13 protein-coding genes and 1 pseudogene are annotated in these 19,822 nt (G+C 71.8%); 6 read left to right on the top strand and 8 right to left on the bottom strand.

Annotation, left to right across the window (positions count from 1 at the left end; translation table 11 throughout):
* Positions 1 to 30 precede the first annotated feature (30 nt).
* The 7 genes from ASC82_RS07110 to ASC82_RS07080 are packed head-to-tail and all read right to left on the bottom strand — an operon-like array spanning position 31 to position 10,180.
* The gene (locus ASC82_RS07110; RefSeq protein ID WP_056643102.1) at positions 31 to 3,579 is read right to left on the bottom strand and encodes a ThuA domain-containing protein; all 3,549 of its coding nucleotides are present in this window, start codon (positions 3,577 to 3,579) and stop codon (positions 31 to 33) included.
* Between the two features lie 56 nt (positions 3,580 to 3,635).
* Positions 3,636 to 4,469, bottom strand: a complete 834-nt coding sequence (locus ASC82_RS07105) for a sugar phosphate isomerase/epimerase family protein (RefSeq protein WP_056643099.1) — start codon at positions 4,467 to 4,469, stop codon at positions 3,636 to 3,638.
* Positions 4,470 to 5,681, bottom strand: coding sequence for a substrate-binding domain-containing protein (locus ASC82_RS07100; protein WP_056643098.1), 1,212 nt, complete (start codon positions 5,679 to 5,681; stop codon positions 4,470 to 4,472).
* Positions 5,682 to 5,686: 5 nt separating this feature from the next.
* Entirely contained in the window at positions 5,687 to 6,667 is a 981-nt protein-coding gene (locus tag ASC82_RS07095; RefSeq protein ID WP_056643095.1) for an ABC transporter permease, read from the bottom strand.
* The gene (locus ASC82_RS07090) at positions 6,664 to 7,662 is read right to left on the bottom strand and encodes an ABC transporter permease (protein WP_056643092.1); all 999 of its coding nucleotides are present in this window, start codon (positions 7,660 to 7,662) and stop codon (positions 6,664 to 6,666) included. Before ASC82_RS07090 ends, ASC82_RS07095 begins: the two co-directional genes overlap by 4 nt.
* Entirely contained in the window at positions 7,659 to 9,095 is a 1,437-nt protein-coding gene (locus tag ASC82_RS07085) for a sugar ABC transporter ATP-binding protein (RefSeq protein ID WP_056643443.1), read from the bottom strand. The genes ASC82_RS07090 and ASC82_RS07085 overlap by 4 nt, the downstream gene beginning before the upstream one ends.
* Positions 9,089 to 10,180 (bottom strand): Gfo/Idh/MocA family oxidoreductase, encoded by a 1,092-nt coding sequence (locus ASC82_RS07080; RefSeq protein WP_079039107.1) that lies wholly within the window; start codon positions 10,178 to 10,180, stop codon positions 9,089 to 9,091. The genes ASC82_RS07085 and ASC82_RS07080 overlap by 7 nt, the downstream gene beginning before the upstream one ends.
* Positions 10,181 to 10,284: 104 nt before the next feature.
* On the opposite strand from ASC82_RS07080, the gene ASC82_RS07075 reads away from it, so the two are divergent.
* On the top strand, positions 10,285 to 11,454 hold the full coding sequence (locus tag ASC82_RS07075) for an ROK family protein (RefSeq protein ID WP_056643086.1): 1,170 nt from the start codon (positions 10,285 to 10,287) through the stop codon (positions 11,452 to 11,454).
* A gap of 15 nt (positions 11,455 to 11,469) precedes the next feature.
* Here the strand turns inward: ASC82_RS07075 and ASC82_RS07070 are convergent, their stop codons facing one another.
* Entirely contained in the window at positions 11,470 to 14,541 is a 3,072-nt protein-coding gene (locus ASC82_RS07070; RefSeq protein ID WP_107105839.1) for a BTAD domain-containing putative transcriptional regulator, read from the bottom strand.
* A gap of 79 nt (positions 14,542 to 14,620) precedes the next feature.
* Here ASC82_RS07070 and ASC82_RS07065 point away from each other — a divergent pair, with 79 nt between their 5' ends.
* The 5 genes and pseudogenes from ASC82_RS07065 (at position 14,621) to rox (ending at position 19,794) form a co-directional block, all read left to right on the top strand.
* Positions 14,621 to 15,184: a carboxymuconolactone decarboxylase family protein gene (locus ASC82_RS07065; protein WP_157863448.1), complete on the top strand. Its 564-nt coding sequence runs from the start codon at positions 14,621 to 14,623 to the stop codon at positions 15,182 to 15,184.
* Positions 15,181 to 16,296 carry a GNAT family N-acetyltransferase gene (locus ASC82_RS07060; RefSeq protein WP_242427589.1) on the top strand — a complete coding sequence of 372 codons (1,116 nt, stop codon included), beginning with the start codon at positions 15,181 to 15,183 and terminating at the stop codon, positions 16,294 to 16,296. The genes ASC82_RS07065 and ASC82_RS07060 overlap by 4 nt, the downstream gene beginning before the upstream one ends.
* A gap of 118 nt (positions 16,297 to 16,414) precedes the next feature.
* A pseudogene (locus ASC82_RS30570) lies at positions 16,415 to 17,614 on the top strand (glycosyltransferase); the annotation flags it as partial.
* A 9-nt stretch (positions 17,615 to 17,623) separates the two neighbouring features.
* A complete protein-coding gene (locus ASC82_RS30565; RefSeq protein ID WP_199862490.1) occupies positions 17,624 to 18,361 on the top strand; it encodes a class I SAM-dependent methyltransferase in 738 nt (245 codons plus the stop codon).
* Positions 18,362 to 18,366: 5 nt separating this feature from the next.
* Entirely contained in the window at positions 18,367 to 19,794 is a 1,428-nt protein-coding gene (rox, locus tag ASC82_RS07050) for a rifampin monooxygenase (protein WP_056643081.1), read from the top strand.
* Positions 19,795 to 19,822: the final 28 nt, after the last annotated feature.

The following is a 19,822-nucleotide window of genomic DNA, read 5'->3' as shown; positions in this document are numbered from 1 at the left end:
ATCGGGTCAGGTCGGTCCGGCGGGACGCGATCAGCCGGTCTTCGTGAACTTCCACTGCTGGTTGGTGCCGCCGTTGCACGTCCACTGGATGAGCTGGACGTCGTCGTCGGTGGACTGCCCGGGGACGTCCAGGCACTTGCCGCCGCCGGCCGAAACGACCCGGTAGACGCCCGTTCCGGCCGACGCCAGCTTCCAGCGCTGGTTGTCGCCGGTGCCGCACGTCCACTGCCGGGCGAGAGCGCCGTCCTGCGTCACCTGGTCGCCGGGCACCTCCAGGCACTTGGCGCTGAGCCCCGAGACCAGCCGGAACGTTCCGTCGCCGGCGTCCGTCAGCTTCCACTGCTGGTTGGTGCCGCCGTTCGCCGTGTACTGGATGACCGCCGCGCCGTCCTCACCGGAGGCGGACCGCACGTCGACCAGCTTGCCGCTGGACACGCTCGTGAGGGTGTACGTGGCGCCGTTCTCCGGACCCGGCGGGTCGACCGGCGGGGCGTCGCCCCGGCGCAGGAAGGTGAGCGCGTCCAGGTCGAAGGAGTCGGCCCCCGGGAGCCTGAACACCGCGTAGACGGTGTGGGTGCCCCGCGGGTCGGTGACCTTCACCGGCGGGAGGTTCTTGTAGTCGTCCCAGCCACCGGTGCTCGGGACGGGCGTGGTGGCGATGAGCTTGCCCGTCGGCGAACCGGCGCGCAGTTCGATGGAGCCGCCGCCGGCCGACGGGGCCGACGCCCGGAAGCCCACCTTCTCGATGCCGGTCATGTTCATCGGGGTGAAGGCGATCCAGTCGCCGTCGGAGATGTCGCCGATGCGCTTGCCGCCCTCGGCTCCGCCCTGCTCGACGATCCGGACCCCGGACTTGGCCGTGGCGTACTCGGCCTGCTTGTGCCGGGGCTGGAGGGTGACGCTGGTGGTGCCCTTCAGGCCTCCCGCGTCGGTGTAGTCGGCGGAGAGGACGAAGAAGGTGTTGGCGTCGGCGTCGTGACCGGAGGAGCTGGTCTGGATGGTTCCGGTGCAGCCGGTGAACTGGCCGGTGTCGTGGCTGTGGCTGTCGTGGCCGAGCGCAGCGGTCACGACGACCTTGGAGCAGTCGATCTTGCGGTCCTCGGGATCGGTGACCTTCACCTGGTAGCCGAAGGTGTCACCGAGCTGGATGAAGCTGCCGTCGGGCGGAGTGGTGAAGGTGACCTTGGGGCGGGTGTTGCCCACGGTCACGGGGACGTTGGCGGTGGCGGTCTTGCCGCCCGCGTCGCGGACCGTCAGCCGGGCGGTGTACTGCCCGTTGGCGGCGTAGGTGTGCGTGGGGCTCTCCTCGGCGGAGCCGGCGCCGTCGCCGAAGTCCCAGGCGTACGTGATGGCGTCGCCGTCGGGGTCGCTCGAGCCCGCCGGGGAGAAGGTGACGGGGAGCGGGGCCCGGCCGGAGTCCGGCGCCGCGGACGCCTTGGCCAGCGGGGACCGGTTTCCTGCGACGTAGTCGATCCGGTAGATGCCGTCGTCGGTGTTGGAATGGCCGAAGCCGTTCCCCCACTCGGCGAGGTACATGGCGCCGTCCGGGCCGAACTTCATGTCGATGGCGGCGTGCGGGGCGATCTGGGCGACCAGCGGGCTGATCTTCAGCAGTCCGCCTTCGGCGTCCAGGCGGAACTCCTTGACGGTGTTGCGGCTCCACTCGTAGAAGAACGGCGTCTTGTCGTAGTACGCGGGGAACTTGCGCTCCGACGTGCTCGCCGCGTCGTAGTGGTAGAACGGGCCGCCCATCGGGGCGCCGCCGCCGCTGCCGAGCTCGGGGAAGCGGGCCGAGGCATGGTAGTCGTACCAGACCGTGGCCGCCTTGGCGGCGGGCAGATCGGTGAGACCGGTGTTGTTGGGCGAGTCGTTCTTCGGTGCGGCGCAGTCGAACTTCGCGCCCGCGGTGTTGGTGGTGAAGTCGTAGTCGTTGAAGGGGGTGTTGTCGCCGGTGCAGTACGGCCAGCCGTAGAAGCCGGGCTCCTTGACCAGGTTCCATTCGACCGTGCCCTCGGGGCCGCGGTCGGGGTTGGCGGCGCCGGCGTCGGGGCCGTAGTCGCCGAGCGAGATCCAGCCGGTCTCCGGGTCGACCGCGAAGCGGAACGGGTTGCGGAAGCCCATCGCGTAGATCTCGGGACGGGTCTTGGCCGTGCCCGCGGCGAAGAGGTTGCCCTGCGGGACGGTGTACGTGCCGTCGGCCTCGGGGTGGATGCGCAGGATCTTGCCGCGCAGGTCGTTGGTGTTGGAGGAGGTGCGCTGGGCGTCGTAGTGCTCCCGGCCCGGCCGCTCGTCGATCGGGGCGTAGCCGTCGGAGGCGAAGGGGTTGGTGTCGTCGCCGGGGCCTATGTAGAGGTTGCCGCCGGGGCCGAAGTCGAGGTAGCCGCCGGTGTGGCCGGGCTCGTCGACCTCGCGGTAGGCCGGGACCTCGATGACCTTCTTCTCACTGGCCATGTCCAGCGTGTCGTCGGCCTTGACGGTGAAGCGGGAGACGCGGTTGACCTCGGCCGTGCCCTTGGGCGAGTAGTTCAGGTAGATCCAGCGGTTGGTGACGAAGTCCGGGTCGAGGGCCAGGCCGATCCCGCCGTCCTCGCCGCCGTCGTAGACGTCCAGGACGCCGGCGGTGTGGGTCTCCGAGACGCCCTCGTGCTCGTGGATGACGTGGACGGAGCCGGAGCGGGAGATGTAGAAGACCTTGCCGTCGTCGGCGACGTCCAGGGCCATGGGCTGGTCGGGCGCGCTGTCGAGGGCGACCTTCTGGTAGCGGTTGGTGACCGTGCCGCCGCAGTCGCCGGCCGCGGCGCCGGCGGCCCACTGCAGGCCGCCGAGGAGGTGCTGCCGGAACAGGGGCTCGGTGTACGAGGCGGTCTGGTGGCCCATCGCGGTGGCCCACACCTTGCCGCCCTCGGCGACCTGGCACCAGGAGATGGGGTGGTCGGCGCCCATCTTGGCGCCGCCCGCGTCGTAGGTGGTCTCGTCGGCGGTGACCAGGACGTGCACGTTGCCGCGCGCGTTCTTGTCGAAGTTGTACCACTCCTCTGCGCGCACCCAGCGGTCCGGGAGTCCTGCGGTCGACGGGTGCACCTTGTCGGCGACCTTGGCCGTGCCCTGGACGATGGAGGAGTGCGCGGTCATGTGCGCGCCGCCCATGACGACCTGGTCCCACCAGGGGAACTCCGAGTCGATGTTCATGTCGGTGGCGTTGTGGACGGCGATGACACCGCGTCCGCTGCGCACGTAGTTCTGCATGCCCTGGCGTTCGGCGTCGTTGTCCCAAACCATGCCGGAGGTCTGGAACATGATGACGGCGTCGTAGGTGCTCAGGCCGGGCGAGGTGAAGATGGCGGAGTCCTCGCTCTGGTCGAGCTGGAAGCCGTTGTCGGTGGCGAGCTGCTGGAACATCGCGACGCCGGCCGCGATGGAGTCGTGGCGGTAGGCGCCGGCGGCGGTCTTGGTGAACAGCAGCACCTTGTACGCCGGTTCGGCGGCGGCCTTCGGGACGGCGGAGGCCTGGGGGGCGGGGAGTTGGAGGAAGAGGAGGGCGAGGAGCGTCATGGTGACGGCCGAGAGGGCACGCCTCATGCGTGAGGATTGCACTGCTTGGTCTCCCTGAGACGGAGGGTCGGCTGGGTCAGTGCTCAGAGGGTCCGCAGGAACGCCAGCCCGTCGGTCGCGATGGCGTCCTGGGAGGCGGCCAGGGGCCGCCACATGGAGGCGGCCGTGGCGATGGCCGCGTTGTCCGGGGTGAAGGACTCGATGACGAGCGGGCCTTCGTAGCCGGCCTCGTCGACGGCGGCGGCGAAGCCGGGCCAGTCGAAGTGGTCGCCGCCGGGGGCGCCGCGGTCGGTCCCGCAAACCTGGAGGTGGGCGATCCTGGAGCCGGCGTCGCGGATCGCCCGGACCGGGCTCCTTTCCTCGATGTTGAGGTGGTAGGTGTCGAGGGCCAGCCCGCAGTGTTCGGGCAGCGCCTCCAGGGCCTGGTCGACGGTGTTGATCAGGCTGGTCTCGTAGCGGTTGAGGGGTTCGACGCCGATCCGCACGCCCCGTTCGGCGGCGTGGTCCACGACGGGTGTGAGGTTCTCGCGCAACTCCGCGTAGACGGCGGTGCGTTCACCGGCGTCGAGTTTCCAGGTGCGGCCGACCGAGGCGTACGCCGGTCCGCTGACGGCGGGGGCGCCCAGGGTGACGGCGACGTCCACGCAGTGCCGCAGGTAGTCCTGGGTGTCGCGGATCGTCCCGGCGGAGGCGGCGACCAGTTCGCGGCCGGGCGGCATGACGAGGACGATCGAGGCGGCGAGTCCGAGGCCGCCGAGGAGTTCGGCGGCGCGGTCGGGGTCCCAGTCCCCCGGCCGCTCGACGGGGAGTTCGATGACGTCGAATCCCCAGTCGGCGACGCGGGGGGCGAGCTTCTCCAGGACGGTGTCGGTGAGCGGCGAGGCCCAGACCCAGGTGTTGACGCCGAGGGACCGCATCTACTTGCCGCCCCACTTCTGCGGGTATCCCGGCATGGCCTCGCAGCCGCAGAGCGCGTAGTGCAGGGGCGGCATGCCGGGCTTGAGGTAGTCGCCGAGGCTGTCCCGGGTGACCTTGGGCTGCGGCAGGTTCCAGACCTTCGGCACGCTCTCGCCCTTGAGGATCTTGAGGGCGGCGATGACCGGGGTGCGCCACTGGTACGTGGGGTAGGTGGGGGCGACGGCGGTCAGATCGGCGTCCTTCCACTTCTGGAGGAAGTCCTGCTGGTCCTCGCCGTTGATCGGCGGGACGGCCACGCCCGCGTCCTCGAAGGCCTCGACGGCGGCGACGGAGGTGGCGCCGGCGTCCATCCAGACGCCGTCGATCTTTCCGAAGCGCTGGATGTAGTCGCTGACGACGGCCTTGGTCTTGGCGGCGTCGCCGTCGGTGAACTCGACGCCGACGACGTCGAGTCGGCTCTTGTCGAAGGCGACCTTCGCGGCAGACCAGCGGGTCTCCAGGACGTCGACGCCGGGCAGGATGCGCAGGGCGAGGATCTTGCCGCCGGGCTTCACCTCGTCGATGAGGAACTCGGCGGCGTCGGCGCCGAACGCGTACCCGCCGATCGGCTTGATGAAGGTGACCGGGCAGTCCGTCTGCACTCCGCGGTCGAAGACGATGACCGGCACCTTCGGGCAGGCGCCCTTGACGGCGGGGGTGAGCGTGGCGGTGGTGTTGGGCGAGACGATCAGCGCGTCGCAGCCCTTGGCGGAGAGTTCGGCGATGTCGGAGATCTGCTTGTCGTCCTTGCCCTCGGCGTCCAGGACGGTGAACTCGGCGATCTCCTTGTGCAGGGCGACCTCGGACTGCATGGTCTTCCAACCGACCTGTCGCCAGGGGTTGTTGGTGGCCGCGTTGGAGAAGCACAGGTGGTACTTCCCGGTCTTCTTGTACGCCGTGGTGTCGACCGGCTGCGGGTCGATGGCCTGCTCCCACGGCTTGTCGGCCGGTCCGGTCGCCTGCTTGGTGCGCATCGCGAGCTGGGCTTCGTAGTCCGCCTGGACGAAGAACTTCGACTGGTCGCCGGTCTTCTTCTTGCCGTCCCCCGGGCCCTGGGAGGCGGCCCCGCCGGAGGCCGCGGGCCCCTCGGGCAGGTCGCTGGAGCAGGCCGACAGCGGGAGCAGGGTGGCGAGCACGGCACCGGCGAGCGCGCGTCTGGGGGTGAGTGACATGGAGATCAGCCCTTCGCGTGGGTGGGGTCGGGGGTGGTGTGGGTGGTGGCGTTCGTGGTGCGGGCGCGGGCCGCCCAGGCGGGGAGGGTGAGCGAGCCCAGGGCGATGGCGGCGATGAGGATGACGCCTTGGACGGCGGACTCGAGCGCGCCCGAGATGCCGTACAGGTTGAGCAGGGTGAACAGGGCTTCGAGGGTGAAGGCTCCGGCGATGGCGGCCACCACCGAACCGCGGCCGCCGCCGAGGACGACGCCGCCGAGGACGACCGCGGTGATCGCCTGGAACTCCAGGCCCTGGCCGACCTGGGCGGAGACTCCGGCGAACCCGCCGAGGAGGATCGCGCAGACCGCGGCGGAGAGGCCGGAGAGCACGAAGGCGATGGTCTTCGCGCGGGGCACCCGTACGCCGGAGAGCGCGGCGGCGCCCGGGTTGTCGCCGGTGGCGACGAGGGTGCGTCCGAAGTCGGCGCGCATCAGGAGCACGACGGCGGTCACGACGGCCAGGAGGATCAGCACCGACCACGGTACGGGGCCGAGGCCGCCGCGCCCGAAGGTGCGGAACTCCTCGGTGAGCGCGCCGCGCGGGGCGCCGCCCGTCCACAGGAACACGGCGCCGGCCAGGATCAGCATCATGCCGAGGGTGGTGATGAAGGAGGGGACCCGAAGGAGCGTGGTCACCGCCCCGTTGACCAGTCCGATCAGTGCGCCGAGGACGAGCAGCAGGGCGATGACGGGCCAGGTCGCCCCGGGGTCGCCGTCGATGAGCCGCGCGGCGATCACGACCTCGGCGGTGACGAGCGAGCCGACCGACAGGTCGAACTCGCCGGAGACGATGACGAAGTACTGGCCGGCGGCGAGGATCGCCAGCGGCGCGGCCCGCTTGACGAAGGCGAGGAAGCCGGGGAGTTCGAGGAAGTACGGGTTGGCGACGGCGATCGCGACGAGCAGGACGGCGAGGACTCCGAAGATGGGCAGGGTGCGTCTCATCGGGCGAGCCTCCGGCGGGCGTAGATCGCCAGGGCGGCGACGAGGACGAGGCCGCGCACCACGTCCTTGGCGAAGGAGTTGATCTCCAGCTGGTTGAAGACGCTGTCGAGGACGGCCAGGAGGAGCACTCCCCCGACGGTGCCGGCCACGCCTCCCCTGCCGCCCGCGAGGGCGGTGCCGCCGAGGACGACCGCGGCGATGGACTCCAGGTCGTAGCCGCCGTCGCTGCCGACCGTCGGCGCGCCCGCGCCGAGCCGTGCGGCGAGCAGCAGCCCGGCCATGCCGGCGCACAGCGCGCAGAGCACATGGGCGGCGACGACGACCCGGTCGGTCCGTACGCCGGAGAGGCGGGCGACTTCGGGGTCGCCGCCGACGGCGTAGATCCGGTAGCCGAGGGGGGTGCGGCGGAGGAGGAACCAGGCGGCGAACGCGATGGCCGCCCAGAGCAGGGCCGATACGGGGACGGGGCCGATGCGGTCGTATCCGAGGCGCTGGAAGGACTCGGGCACGCTGCCGGCGGGGCCGTCGTACCGGTGGTCGAGCACTCCCTTGATGATCAGGGAGATGCCCAGGGTCGCGATGAACGCGTGCACCTTGAGGCGGGTGATCACCAGGCCGTTCACCAGGCCGACCAGGGCGCTGACGGCCAGGACCGCACCGATCGCGGGGAGCACCCCGTAGTCGGCCATGGTCTCTGCGGCGACCAGCGACACCAGGCTGATGAGGAAGGCGACCGAGAGGTCCAGGGAGCCGGCGAGGATGACGAGGGTCTGGCCGACGGCGACGATGCCGAGCGCGGCCGAGCGCTGGAGGATGCCGACGGTGTTCACCTGGCTGAAGAACTGGCCTCCGTCGGTGAGGAAGAGGATCCAGGCGAAGACGGTCAGGGCGAGGAGCGACAGGTAGACGGGGCGGGCCGGGCTGTCGGCGCCGACGTCGCGCAGTCCACGCCATGTGGGGGTCTTGGGCACGGGGGTGCGCAGTTCCTGGGTCATGATCCGGCCGCCAGTTCCATCACGGCTTCCTCCGTTGCGCCTGCGGGCAGGTGACCGGCGATCCGGCCGTCCCGCAGGACGAGGATCCGGTCGCTCATGCCGATGAGTTCGGGGAGCTCGGAGGAGACCATCAGGACGGCCATGCCGCCGTCGGCGAGTTCTCGTACGAGCTCGTGGATGACCGCCTTGGCTCCGACGTCGACGCCTCGGGTCGGCTCGTCGAAGAGCAGGACGCGCGGGGCGACGGTCAGCCACTTGGCGAGGACGACCTTCTGCTGGTTGCCGCCGGAGAGGTGGCGGACCTCCTGCTCCGGGCGGGGCGGCGCGAGCCGTACCCGTTGGAGCAGGTCGAGTACGGCGCCGCCGGCGCGGCCCTTCCCGGCCCTCGCCACGAGCAGTGCGTTGTCGCGGACCGACTGGTGCAGGGCGAGCCCTTCGGACTTGCGGTCCTCGGTGACCAGGCCGATGCCTGCGGCGATCCCGTCCCGTACGGAGCGGGGTCTGCGCGGGGTCATCTCGCCCCGGGTGAAGGGCTCGGCACCGAAGAGCGCCTTGACCAGTTCGGTGCGGCCCGCGCCCTGGAGTCCGGCCAGGCCGACGATCTCCCCGGCGCGCAGCTCCAGGTCGATTCCGTCGAGCCGGTCGTTGCCGCCGCCGCGGACCGAGAGCAGGACGTCTCCCGGCGGCCGCTGGGCGCGGGGCGGGTAGTAGTCGGTGAGCTCGCGGCCGACCATCAGCCGGACCAGATCGGCGGTGGTGATCCGGTCGATGGGTTCGGTGGCGACCTTGACGCCGTCCTTGAGGACGGTGACCCGGTCGGCGAGGTCGAAGATCTCGCGGAGGCGGTGGGAGATGTAGAGGACGGCGATGCCGCGCTCGCGCAGTCGGCGGACCAGGCGGTAGAGCAGTTCGACCTCGTGCTCGGCGAGGGCGGCGGTGGGCTCGTCCATGACGACGATCCGGGCGTCGACCGAGAGCGCCTTGACGATCTCCACGACCTGCTGCTGGGCGACGGAGAGCCGGCGGACGAGGTCGCGGGGGCCGAAGGAGTCCTCGCCGAGCGAGGCGAGGAGTTCGGCGGTGGTGCGCTCCATCGTCTCCCGGTCGACGAGGCCGCGGCGGACGGGTTCGCGGCCGAGAAAGACGTTCTCGGCGACGGTCCGCTCGGGCAGCAGCGTCAGTTCCTGGTAGATGATCGAGACTCCGGCCCGCTGGGCGTCCAACGGGTGGCCGAAGGCCAGGGCGCGGCCGTCGATCTCGATCGTGCCCTCGTCGGGGGTGTGCACCCCGGCGAGGATCTTCATGAGGGTGGACTTGCCGGCGCCGTTCTCCCCGATGAGGGCGTGCACCTCGCCGGCGGCCACCTCCAGGTCGACCCCGGAGAGCACCCGGGCGCCGGGGAAGCTCTTGCCGATGCCGGTCATCCTCAGCACGAGACCCACCCGCCGGTCCGTGCGGATTCGAGGATCGCGTCGGTGACGACGGCGGCGCGGGCGCCGTGCGCGAAGGTGGGCAGTCCGTCGCGGTGCTCCCCCCGCACCGCGGCGTAGGTGTCGGCGACGAAGGCGTCGAAGCAGTCGTGGAAGCCCTGCGGGTGCCCCGCCGGGAGCGGCGAGTAGGGCCGGGCGGCCTCGGAGAGGGTCAGCGGGTCCCGGACGAGGGCCCGGGAGTCCGTGCGGCCGCCGAGCCACAGCTGTTCGGGGTGCTCCTGGTCGAAGGCGAGGCTGCCGGTGGTTCCGGAGATCTCCAGGAACAGGCGGTTCTTGCGTCCGGGGGCGACCTGGCTGATCGTCATCGCGCCGAGGGCTCCGGACGCGGTGGTGAACTGGACGGTGGCGATGTCCTCCGTGCTGACGGTCCCCCGTCCGGTCCGCTCCGGGACGACCACGGCGGTCTGGGCGCTGACCTTGGTGATCCGGTCGCCGGTGACGAACTCGGCCAGGTCGCACCAGTGCGAGCCGATGTCGCCGACCGCCCGGCCGGGACCTCCGAGTGCGGGGTCGACGCGCCAGTTGTCGTCGGTGGGCTCCAGGAGCCAGTCCTGGAGGTAACTGCCCTGTACGAGGCTGACCTTGCCGATCTCGGCGAGCCTGGCGCGGGCCTCCCGGACCATCGCGTGGAAGCGGTAGGCGAAGGGGACGGTGGCGACGAGGCCGGTCTGGGCGGCGCGTTCGGCCATGAGCGCGGCCGTCGGCGCGTCGGTCGCGAGCGGCTTCTCGCAGACGACGGCGAGCCCGGCGTCGAGCGCCTTCAGGGCCAGGGGGGCGTGGAGGTGGTTGGGGGTACAGATGTGGACGACGTCGATGCGGCCGGAGGCGATGAGCTCCTCGGCCGACTCGAAGGCGAGCTCCGCCCCGAGGAGCCGGCCGCCCTCGAGCGCGGCCTCGGTGCTCGTCGCCGCGACGCCGACGAGCCGGGCGCCGGCCTTGGCCACGGCGCGGGCATGTACCCGTCCCATAAAGCCAGTTCCGACGATCCCCACCCTGAGTTCCGCCAACTCTCGTCTTATTTCAAGCATGTTGCGGATCGTAGGAACGACTTATGACGGCGGTCAAGCAAAAGGACGAAGTTCGATACTATTAATGGGGCGCGACGACACCGAGACGGCGAGGAGACGGGGCATTGACCACAGAGGCGGCTGGAGCGGGTGCACTACTGGCGATCCTTCGGGACGGACGCGCCCGCACGCGTACCGAACTGATGCAGCTCACCGGACTCGCCAGATCCACCGTGTCGCAGCGCCTCGACGCCCTGCTCGACCGGGAATGGATCACCCCGGCCGGGGACGCCATCTCCTCGGGCGGCCGGCCCGCCGTGGCGTTCGCCTTCAACGGCGAGGCCAGACTGGTGCTTTCGGCCGACCTCGGCGCCACCCACGCGCGGATCGCCGTGACCGACCTCAAGACCCGGGTGCTGGCCGAGCACACCCAGGACATGCCGATCTCCCAGGGTCCCGAGCACGTCCTGGGCTGGCTGGTCGACGCCTTCGGCGCCCTCCTCGACGACTGCGGCCGCACCCTCGCCGATGTGTGCGGTGCCGGGATCGGTCTCCCCGGACCCGTCGAGCACGGCACCGGACGCCCCGTCAATCCGCCGATCATGCCCGGCTGGGACGGCTTCGACGTGTCCCAGTGGCTCCGCGAACGGCTCGGCGCGCCCGTCCTCGTCGACAACGACGTCAACATCATGGCGCTCGGCGAGCACTGGGCCGCCGGCGACGAGTGCGAGCACCTGCTCTTCGTGAAGGTCGGGACCGGCATCGGCAGCGGCATCATCACGGAGCACCGACTCCACCGCGGCGCCCAGGGTGCCGCCGGCGACATCGGGCACATCAGGGTCCTGTCCGCCGGGGACCAGCTGTGCCGCTGCGGCAACACCGGCTGTCTGGAGGCCGTCGCCGGCGGCGCCGCCCTCGCCGCACGCCTGCGCGCCCTGGGCGAGGACGCGGCCGACGCCCGGGGCGTGGTCCAACTGGTCCGTTCCGGAAGCCCGTTGGCGGTCCAGCTCGTCCGCCAGACCGGCCGGGACATCGGGGAGGTCCTGGCCTCCCTGGTGAACTTCTTCAACCCGGGCGTGATCGTCGTCGGCGGCGACCTCGCGGACGCCGGCGAACACCTCCTCGCGGGGATCCGCGAGGTCGTCTACAGCCGCTCCCTGCCCCTGGCCACGCAGCACCTGACCATGCGCGGCCGCCTCCTCGGCGACCGCGCGGGCGTCGTCGGCGCCGCGGTCATGGTGATCGAGGACGCGCTCAGTCCACAGGCGGTCGACCGGTCGGTCACCACGGGCTGAAGGGCCCCACGCCGGTCACGAACCGGCCGGAACGTCCCCGCGCGCAGCATCCGTCGTCGGAACAACCGTCGTCGGAACGTCCGTGATCGGAACGTCCGTCGTCGGAACGTCCGTGATCGGAACAACCGTCGTCGGAACGTCCGTGATCGGAACAACCGTCGTCGGAACGTCCGTGATCGGAACATCCGTCGTCGGAACGTCCGTGGTCGGCGCCAGTTCGGCGAGGAAGCTGCGGACCTCCTCGGCCTCGGGGACTTCGAGGGCCGCGTACAGGTCGAGGGCCTGCCGGGCATGGTCGAGGGCGAGGTCGATGCGGCCGAGGTCGCGGTGGACGCGTGCGAGTCCGCTGTGGGCGCGGGCCTGTTCGGGGCGATAGTTGAACTCCCGGGCGCGGGTCAGCGCGCCGTCGTGTTCGGCCGCGGCGCGGGCGAGGTCTCCCAGGGAACGGGCCGCTTCCGCAAGGGCGTTGAGGGACTCGGCCTCGTCGCCGGGGAAGTCGAAGCGGCGGCTCAGCTCCACGGCCTCCTGATGCCGGCGCCGGGCCTCCTCGTCACGGCCCTGCCGTTGGCACAGCAGCCCGATGTTGTTCAGGACGACGACCTCGCCGATGCGCGATCCGGTCGCGCGGTGCAGCCGGAGCGCCTGGCGGTGGTGGTCGTGGGCCTCCTCGAATCGCCCTCCGCGCCCGTGGAGGATGCCGAGTTCGCTCAGTGATCGGGCTTCGCCGGCCCCGTCGCCGAGCTCACGGAAGAGTACGAGGGCCTGCCCGAAGTGGTCGAGGGCCTGGTCGTACTCCCGTCGCCGCCGGTGCAGAGTGCCGAGGTTCTGCAGGGCCCGGGCCGCCGCGCCCTGGTCGCCGACATCGCGCGAGAGGTCGAGCGCGTGCCGGTAGTGCTCGGCGGCCCGCTCGTAGGCGCCGTGCCACCAGTAGTGCACCTCGCCGAGGTCGAGGAGCGTGCGCGCCTCGGCGGCCGTGTCGCCGCTTCGCCGGCTCGTCCGGAGCGCGAGGTCGTGGAGGTCCAGGGCGTCGGCCTGGTGGGCGTGGCCGAGCAGGTAGCGGTGCAGGGTCGCGGCCAGTTCGCTGGGGTAGGGGCCGCGGTCGTGGTCGGCGGCGTGGCGGCCGGCCGCCATGAGGTTCGCGCGCTCGCCGTCCAGCCACCCGATGGCCTCGGCCTCGTCCCCCAGGAACATGGGTTCCGTGTCCGGCGCGGGGATGTGCGGCCTGCGGACCTTGCCCTCGGGATAGAGGTGGTCCATGGCCGTGCTCGCGGTGTGGAGGTAGTGCCGGAGGAGCCGGCCGAGGGCCTCGCGCCGGGCGTCGGAGGGTTCCTCGGCGGCCGCGGTGGCCAGGGCGTGTTCGCGCAGCAGGTCGTGGAAGGTGTAGCGGCCGGGCTGGTGCTGGGCCAGGACGTGGGCGTCCAGGAGGTCTTCCAGGAGCATCTCGGCGTCGTCGACGGGGAGGCCGGAGAGTGCGGCGGCCGCCTCGGGTCCGATGTCACGGCCCGGCTGCAGCCCCATGAGCCGGAACATGCGCTGCTGCTCGTCGGTCAGCTGCTGGTAGGACAGCGTGAACGCCGCGGCCACGCCCCGCTCCGACGTGGCGAGCTCGGACAGTCTGCGGCGCTGGTCGCGGAGTCGGGCGGCCAGGTACTCGACGGTCCAGCGGGGGCGGTGGTGCAGCCGGGCGGCGGCGATGCGGACGGCCAGCGGCAGGAAGCCGCACAACTGGAGCACGTCGAGGACGGCCAGGGGTTCGGCGGCCGCCCGCTCGCCCACGATCGCCGCGAACAGGTCGACGGAGTCCGCCGCGGGCAGCACTTCCACCGACAGGGCGTGTGCCCCGTCCAGATCGGTCAGGCGTCGGCGGCTGGTGACGAGGACGAGGGTGTGGGAGGAGCCGGGGAGCAACTGGCGTACCTGGTCGGCGCCGAGGGCGTTGTCGAGGACGGTCACCACGCGACGGCCGGAGAGTTCGGAGCGCCACAGCGCGGCGCGGTCGGCGGCCGATGCCGGTATCTGGGCTGCGGGCACGCCGAGTTGGCCCAGGAGGATTTCGAGGGCGGCAGCGACGTCGAGCGGCTCCTGACCGGCGGTGTGCGCCTGGAGGTCGACGAACAGCTGCCCGTCCGGGAATTGGTCGGCGAGGCGGTGCCCGGCGTGGACCGCGAGCGTCGTCTTGCCGACCCCGGCCATCCCGTCGATCGCCGCGACCGTGACGCCCCCGCTGTTGTCGCTCGTCCACAGGCGGGTCAGCCCGTCGAGCTCGTCCTCGCGTCCGGTGAAGTCCGGGACGTCGTACGGCAGGAAGTTGACCCGCCGTGTCTTCGCCGGCTCGGCGGCCGGTGGCTGCAGGGCGGGCTCGTCTCGCAGGATCTCCTGTTCGAGCCTGCTGAACGCGTGGCCCGGGTCGAGTCCCTGCCCCTCCGCCAGGGTCGCCCGGAAGTTCCTGGCCACCTGGAGCGCGTCGGGCTGGCGGCCGGCGCGGTGCAGGGCGAGCATCAGCCGGCAACACAGCTTTTCGCGCAAGGGGTTGGCCGTCGCGTGGCCGGTCAGTTCGTCGATGAGGTCGTCGTGACGGCCCAGGGACAGTTCCAGGTCGGCCAGGCGCTCGACGGCGGTGAGACGCTGCCCGTTCAGGCGGGCTCGGGCGCTCTCGACGTAGTGGGCGCTGATGTCGGCGAGCGGCTCTCCCCGCCACAGCGCCAGCGCGGTACGTATCCGGGCGGCTGTGCCGCGCGGGTCGTCGGAGTCGGCCGGCGCCTTGGCGACCAGGTCGGTGAACTCGTGCAGGTCCAGGTGGCCCGGCTCGGGATCGATCACGTACCCGGCCGACCGCGTCGCCAGCATCCCGTCGGCGCCCGAAGCGCGCAGCATCCGGCGGATCGCGGCGATCGTGGTCTGGATCTGCGCGCGGGCGGAGTCCGGGGGCAGCGGCCCCCACATCGCGTCGATCAGGCGGTCCGTACTGATCGCGACCCCGGCGTGCAGCAACAGGTAGGCGAGTACCGCGCGGTGACGGGGGGCGAGCGCGGGTGTCTCCGGACCGGCGGCCAGGGCCTCCACCGGGCCGAGGATCGTGAACCGCATACCGTCACTCCGGGGTCTCCAGCGCGTGCATCGAACAAGCATCGGGAATGTATCAAGATCCACCGGCATGGTTCTCGACATGCAACGACTCCACACCGTCGACCCGGAGAAGGCGACCGGCGACACCGCGAAGCTGTTCACCGCCACGCACCAGGCCCTGGGGGTCGTCCCCAATCTGGCAAGGGTGATGGCCAACAACCCGACCGTCCTGAAGGGGTACGTCGACGTCGTCACCGCCCTGAGCGCGCGGGGGACCCTGTCGGCGGGTGTGCGCGAGCGCATCGCCTTGCTGGTGGCCCAGGAGAACCGGTCCGACTACTGCTTGTCCGTGCACGCCTTCCGCGGGACCAGAGTGGCCGGGCTGACCACGGCCGAGGCCACCCGGGCGAGGCGGGGCGAGGCCGACGACCCCTGGGCCGCCGCCGTCCTGGACCTGGCGGCCGCGGTGGTCCGGGACCGCGGAGCCGTATCCGATGCGCAGCTGACCGCCGCCCGGCACGCCGGCCTCTCCGACGGGCACGTCGTCGAGGTCATCGCCCAGGTGGCGCTCGGCGTGTTCACCAACTACCTGGCCACAGCGGCGCGCATCGACGTCGACTGGCCGCTCGTGCGCCACACCGACGGAGAGGACGCGATGCCGTGAACATCCGCGATGCCGTGAACGACCGCGACGATCCGAACGGACGCGACGACATGGTCGGGGCCGGCTCCCACGAACCGGCTCCCCCGGCCCACGTCGCCCGGAGAATTCACGCCACCCCCACCCAGGAGTTCCCCTTGATCAGCACCGTCCCCCTCACCCAGGTCTCGACCGAGGACGCCGCCGCCTGGCACGCGGTCGTCGCGGCCTCGCTCGGAAGCGATCTGCCCGCGGAGCCCCGGCCCACGTTCGAGCAGGTCCACGCCCAGCTCACCGTCGCCGGGCGGGACAACCGCCGCCTGCTGTGGCTCGCCAAGGCGGCCGACGGCGAGGTCGTCGGTGTGGCCGGGCTGCGGCTGTTCACCTCGGCCGGTCAGAGTCACCTGGCGGAGCTGGAGCTGCATGTCGCCCCGGACCGGCGGCGCTCGGGTGTGGGCTCGCACCTGCTGGCCACCGTGGTGAAGGCGGCGCGGGACGAACAGCGTCGCAGCCTGGTGGCCGCCGCGCCCGGTGACGGACCGAGCGGCGCCTTCTGTGCCGCGCGCGGCTTCCGGCGCGTACTCGCTCTCGACCACCTGCTTCTCGACGTCGCGGACGCCGACGCCGCCGAGGCCGACGCCGAGCACCCCGGCTACGAGCTGACCGGCTGGACCGGCACGGTTCCCGACGAGCTGGCCGAGGCGTTCGCCGCGGCCAAGAACGCGATGAACGACATGCCCACCGGTGACATGGACTACGGCAGCCAGTCCTGGACCGCGGACCGGGTCCGCGCCATGGCCGAAGTGCTGGCCGACCGCGGCGACCTGCTGCTGACGACCGCCGCGCTCGGCAAGGGGGAGATCGCCGGCTACACGGAGATCGTCGTCCGGGCCGGGGAGACCCGCCGGGCCCTCCAGTACGACACCGTCGTGGTGCCCGCCCACCGCGGCCACGGGCTCGGGCTGTGGGTGAAGGCCGCGATGGTGCGCAGGCTCCGCGCCGAGCGGCCCGGGATCGTCGAGATCGAGACCGACAACGCGCAGGACAACACTCACATGCTCGCCGTGAACCGCCGGCTGGGCTTCCGCTTCCACCGCAGCACGCACGAGTACCAGCTCGACCTGCCCACCACCTGACGACGCTCCGATCGACTTCGCTTCACCCCCGGCGCAAGCCGACCCACGACATATCCGTCGCCCACGACGGGCTGCGTCGCCGGCCGAGACCGGCACCCACAGAGATGAGAAACACAGAATGCGTGTGCTGTTGATGGCGTACGGATCGCGCGGCGACATCGTGCCGCTGGCGGGCCTGGCGGCGCGGCTGCGGAGCCTCGGCGCGCAGGTACGGGTGTGCGCGCCACCGGACCGGGAGTTCGCGGAACTGCTGGCCGGAGTCGGCGCCGAACTGGTGCCCTTCGGGCGGGACGTGCGCGCGCTGCGGACGGGGGCGCCGCCGTCGGACGCGGCCGGCTTCGCGGCCGAGCTGGTCGCCGCGCACTTCGAGACGGTCGGCAAGGCGGCCGAGGGCTGCGACGTCATCGTCGCGAGCGGTCTGATGCCGGCCGGCGCGCGCTCGGTGGCGGAGAAGCTGGGCATCCGTTACGTGTACGCGGGCTTCCACCCGTTCGAGATGCCTTCCGCGCACTACCTCCCGTCCCCACGGCCCGGTCCGCAGGCTCCGGCCGACATGACCGACCACCAGGCCCTGTGGGACCTGGACGCGCAGAAGGTCGACGCCCTGTACCTCCAGCCCCTCAACGCCCACCGCGAGGCGATCGGCCTCGCGCCGGTGGACAACGTCCGCGACCACGTCCTCACCGAACGGCCGTGGCTGGCGGTGGACCCGGTCCTCGGCCCGTGGCAGGAGCTCACCGACCTCGACGTCGTACAGACCGGCGCGTGGATCCTGCCCGACGAACGCCCCCTGCCCGCCGATCTGGAGGCGTTCCTGGACGCCGGCACCCCACCGGTGTACGTCGGCTTCGGCAGCATGCCGTTGAGCGCGGACGACGACATCGCCCGGACCACCGTCGAGGCGGCCCGCGCGCAGGGCCGCCGCGTGCTCGTCTCCCGCGGCTGGGCGGACCTGGGGCTGATCGACGACGCGGACGACTGCTTTGCCGTCGGCGACGTCAACCACCAGGCCCTGTTCCCCCGGGTCGCCGCCGTCGTCCACCACGGCGGCGCGGGCACCACGACCAACGCCGCCCGGGCGGGCGCACCCCAGGTGGTGGTCCCCCAGTTCGTCGACCAGCCGCACTGGGCCGCCCGCGTGGCCGACCTGGGCATCGGCGCGGCACACGACGGCCCGACGCCGACCTTCGCGTCCCTGTCGGCCGCGCTCAGGACGGCCCTGTCCCCCGAGACGGAGGCACGGGCGAAGGCCGTCGCCGGTACGGTCCGCACCGACGGGGCGGAGGTGGCCGCGAAGCTGCTCCTCGACACGGGGCAAGAAGCGCCGATGAGCCGCGAGCGGATCTCCGCGATCGCGCACGCCGACCACCCGATCAAGTCCCCGCTCGACGACGACTCGGTGAACCGGCTGCTCGCACACGGCCTCCCGCGGGGCGACGAGCGCGTGCTCGACCTCGGATGCGGTACGGCGGAATGGCTGCTGCGCGCCCTGGCGCCGCGCCCTGAGCTGCGCGCCGAGGGCGTCGACGTCTCCGAGGTCGCCCTGGCGCAGGCCCGCCGGGCAGCGGGCGAGCTCGGAGTCGGCGAGCGCCTGGTCCTCCACCGGCAGGAGGCCGCGGACTTCGGCTCTCCGGAGCCGTACGACCTGGTGATCAGCGTCGGCGCCACGCACGCCTTCGGCGGTCTGCTCCCCACCCTCGCGGCGGCCCGCGAGCACCTGGCCCCCGGGGGTCGCGTCCTGATCGGCGAGTCGTTCTGGGACCGCGCGCCGTCACCGGAGGCCGTCGAGATGTTCGGTGAGCTCGACGACCTGGCGACCACGGTGGACCGCGTCGTCGCCGATGGCTGGACCCCCGTCCACGGGCATGTCAGCACCCGCGCCGAGCTGGACGCCTACGAGTGGGCCTGTTGGGGCTCGTTGGCCTCGTGGGCTCTGGACCATCCTGACGATCCGGCGAGTGCGCAGGTGCGGGAGACGGCCACCGCCCAGCGTTCACAGTGGCTGCACGGATACCGGGACAGCTTCGGCTTCCTCTGCCTCGTCCTGCGTCGAACGGAAAGGTGATTCACATGATCGACGTGATCGTCGTCGGAAGCGGTCCGACGGGCCTGATGCTGGCCGGTGAGCTGCGGCTGCACGGAGTGCGGGTGCTCGTACTGGACAAGGAGGCGGAGCCGACCCGGCAGTCCCGCGCGCAGGGCCTGCACGTGCGCAGCATCGAGGTCATGGAGCAGCGCGGTCTGCTGGAGCGGTTCCTGTCGCTCGGCCGGCAAATCACCGCCGGTGGTTTCTTCGCCGGTCTCGGCAAGGCGTGGCCGCAGGATATGGATACCGCTCATTCCTATGTCCTGGCGATCCCGCAGGAGGTCACCGAGCGGCTGCTGACCGAGCACGCCACCGAGGTCGGTGCCGAGATCCGGCGCGGCTGCGAGGTGGTCGGCCTCAGCCAGGACGACCAGGGGGTGAGCGTCGCGCTGGCCGACGGCGCCGAGCTCCGTGCGCGCTTCGTCGTCGGCTGTGACGGCGGGCGCAGTGCGGTGCGCAAGCTGCTCGGTGTCGGCTTCCCCGGTGAGCCCTCCAGGGTCGAGACGCTGCTGGGCGAGATGGAGCTGACGACACCGCAGGACGAACTGGCCGCCGTGATGGCGGAAGTCCGCAAGACCCAGCAGCGCTTCGGCACGATGCCCCTCGGGGACGGGGTGTACCGCGTCGTCGTGCCCGCCGAGGGCGTGGCCGAGGACCGTACCGCCACGCCGACCCTGGAGGAGTTCAGGCACCAGCTCCGAGCGATCGCCGGCACCGACTTCGGCGCGCACTCGCCGCGCTGGCTGTCCCGCTTCGGCGACGCCACCCGGCAGGCAGAGCGCTACCGCGTCGACCGGGTGTTCCTCGCCGGCGACGCGGCGCACATCCACCCGCCGACCGGCGGGCAGGGGCTCAACCTCGGGATCCAGGACGCCTTCAACCTCGGGTGGAAACTGGCCGCCGAGGTGAACGGCTGGGCCCCGAAGGGACTGCTCGACAGCTACCACGCCGAGCGGCACCCGGTCGGTGCCGCCGTGCTGGACAACACCCGCGCGCAGATCCAGCTGATGTCGACCGAGCCGGGCCCCCAGTCCGTGCGCCGTCTGCTCGCGGAGCTGATGGACATCGAGGAGGTGAACCGGTACCTGATCGAGAAGATCACCGCCATCGCGGTCCGCTACGACTTCGGCGAGGGCCACGAACTGCTCGGCCGGCGCCTGCGCGACGTGCGATTGACGCACGGCCGCCTCTACGAGCGGATACACACCGGCCGAGGGCTCCTGCTCGACCGGACCGGCGGCCTCTCGGTCACCGGCTGGGCGGACCGGGTCGACCTGGTCGTCGACGCCGGCGAGGAACTCGACGTACCGGCCGTGCTGCTGCGGCCGGACGGCCACGTGGCATGGGTCGGCGACGACCAGCGGGAACTGCTCGGCTGCTTGGCCGAGTGGTTCGGCACGGCGAGCGGCTGAGTACGCGCATCTGGACCACATGCTCGTG

The sequence above is a fragment of the Streptomyces sp. Root431 genome, assembly GCF_001426585.1.
GTDB lineage: Bacteria > Actinomycetota > Actinomycetes > Streptomycetales > Streptomycetaceae > Streptomyces > Streptomyces stackebrandtii.
The sequence above is the reverse complement of the archived record's forward strand: the minus strand, read 5'-3'. Positions and strand labels throughout refer to the sequence as shown.

What these genes read in the sequence shown, in the direction of transcription:
- ASC82_RS07070 (WP_107105839.1), bottom strand. Translation starts at nt 14,541, where the DNA reads ATGCGGTTCACGATCCTCGGCCCGGTGGAGGCCCTGGCCGCCGGTCCG.
- ASC82_RS07110 (WP_056643102.1), bottom strand. Translation starts at nt 3,579, where the DNA reads ATGAGGCGTGCCCTCTCGGCCGTCACCATGACGCTCCTCGCCCTCCTC.
- ASC82_RS07100 (WP_056643098.1), bottom strand. Translation starts at nt 5,681, where the DNA reads ATGTCACTCACCCCCAGACGCGCGCTCGCCGGTGCCGTGCTCGCCACC.
- ASC82_RS07095 (WP_056643095.1), bottom strand. Translation starts at nt 6,667, where the DNA reads ATGAGACGCACCCTGCCCATCTTCGGAGTCCTCGCCGTCCTGCTCGTC.
- ASC82_RS07065 (WP_157863448.1), top strand. Translation starts at nt 14,621, where the DNA reads ATGCAACGACTCCACACCGTCGACCCGGAGAAGGCGACCGGCGACACC.
- ASC82_RS30565 (WP_199862490.1), top strand. Translation starts at nt 17,624, where the DNA reads ATGAGCCGCGAGCGGATCTCCGCGATCGCGCACGCCGACCACCCGATC.
- ASC82_RS07090 (WP_056643092.1), bottom strand. Translation starts at nt 7,662, where the DNA reads ATGACCCAGGAACTGCGCACCCCCGTGCCCAAGACCCCCACATGGCGT.
- ASC82_RS07105 (WP_056643099.1), bottom strand. Translation starts at nt 4,469, where the DNA reads ATGCGGTCCCTCGGCGTCAACACCTGGGTCTGGGCCTCGCCGCTCACC.
- rox (WP_056643081.1), top strand. Translation starts at nt 18,367, where the DNA reads ATGATCGACGTGATCGTCGTCGGAAGCGGTCCGACGGGCCTGATGCTG.
- ASC82_RS07080 (WP_079039107.1), bottom strand. Translation starts at nt 10,180, where the DNA reads ATGCTTGAAATAAGACGAGAGTTGGCGGAACTCAGGGTGGGGATCGTC.